The sequence below is a fragment of the Serratia sp. (in: enterobacteria) genome (assembly GCF_051654945.1).
In the GTDB taxonomy this organism is placed as follows: domain Bacteria; phylum Pseudomonadota; class Gammaproteobacteria; order Enterobacterales; family Enterobacteriaceae; genus Chania.
In genome coordinates this window covers 1-1,441 of sequence record NZ_JBOFZA010000114.1, presented here as the reverse complement: position 1 = coordinate 1,441, position 1,441 = coordinate 1, and the positions used below count along the sequence as shown (strand labels likewise).

Annotated in this window: 1 protein-coding gene; it reads left to right on the top strand. The window is 36.7% G+C overall.

Annotated features, from left to right (window positions below):
• Positions 1-139: 139 nt before the first annotated feature.
• Positions 140-1,345, top strand: a complete 1,206-nt coding sequence (locus ACRDCA_RS25270) for an IS4 family transposase (protein ID WP_438691977.1) — start codon at positions 140-142, stop codon at positions 1,343-1,345.
• Positions 1,346-1,441: the final 96 nt, after the last annotated feature.

The window sequence follows — 1,441 nt, the reverse complement described above, 5'->3', positions numbered from 1 at the left end:
TAAAAGGAATGAGCCCGGTGCAATACCGAGCTCACTATAATATAAATTATTAATTTATAGTCCAACTTTTGGGGGTCACTACAATTAGATTCAACCCTTTTGGTTTACTTTATGGTTTCCGACTCCAAATATTTCAACCATGAGCAAACATACACATTTTACCGGACAGCCGCTATACTGTCAGCTATTAAATTTGACTGATAAACAAGAAATCAAAGATCTAAGTCGTTTAGGTGGCCATGATCGCTACGTGAAGAAGCTAGATGGATACTCTCACCTTGTAACACTTCTTTATGGTGTCCTTATGCATCATGATTCTTTAAGAGAGATAGTAATCGGCATGCTATCTGAAGCTCATAAGCTTGAACACCTAGGAGTTAACTATATGGTTAAAAGAAGTACCCTCTCAGAGGCTAATAATAGACGTAGTAGCGACTTCTTTGCTCAAGTCTACTTTTCCCTCTACAATAGATATAAAAGCACTTTAGCGGACAGCTGCAACAATAATAAATCATGGGAAAGACTTCTACACATTATGGACTCTACTACAATATCATTATTCTCTAATATCCTAAAAGGAGTTGGCCGTAACCCTAAGCATGGCAGGAAGAAAGGTGGAATTAAAGTACATACTGTTCTAAAAGCTACTGAAGGAGCCCCTTATTCGATAGAATTTACATCAGCAGCAACGCATGATCATGTGATGCTAAAGAAACTAGAGCTATCAAACGGTAGTTTTATTGCAATGGATAGAGCATATATCGATTATAAGGTTTTTGAGCAATTCACACAGAAAGGGGTATTCTATGTTACAAAAATGAAGAAGAATATGCGATTCAAGGAGTTAGATAGCCATTATAGAGTTGACACTAACGGCCTTGTAGTATTAAAGGATTCAATAATACTACTTGAGAAGGATGATATAAAACACACGTCTCGTAGAATAGAGTACTGGGAGATCGGTAAGAGAAAATCATCGGTATTACTTACAAATAGCCTTGATCTAGATGTTGAAGATATAATTGAGATCTATAAGCGCAGGTGGCAAATAGAACTACTATTCAAGCAACTAAAACAGAATTTTCCCTTAAAGTATTTCTTTGGAGAGAGTGTTAATGCTATTAAGAGTCAAATATGGGTAGTTTTGATAGCAAACCTACTACTCAGTGTAGTTAAGAGGAGGGTGAAAAGAGAGTGGAGCTTCTCCAATCTAGTAACAATGGTGCGTCAAACTTTGATGTACTACATTGACCTGTATAAATTCTGCGAACACCCTGAAAAAGCATGGCTGAATATTATATCTAGGCAAAGTTTAGCTCCACCTAGAACAACACTATTCGACTAAAGGGGGCTTACTTTTTAAAAATAAATCTCGAATCGCCTATTAATCGACGATTCGAGACGCATTATTGTGCTTTTAAGTTTTTACCGGACAGCAATA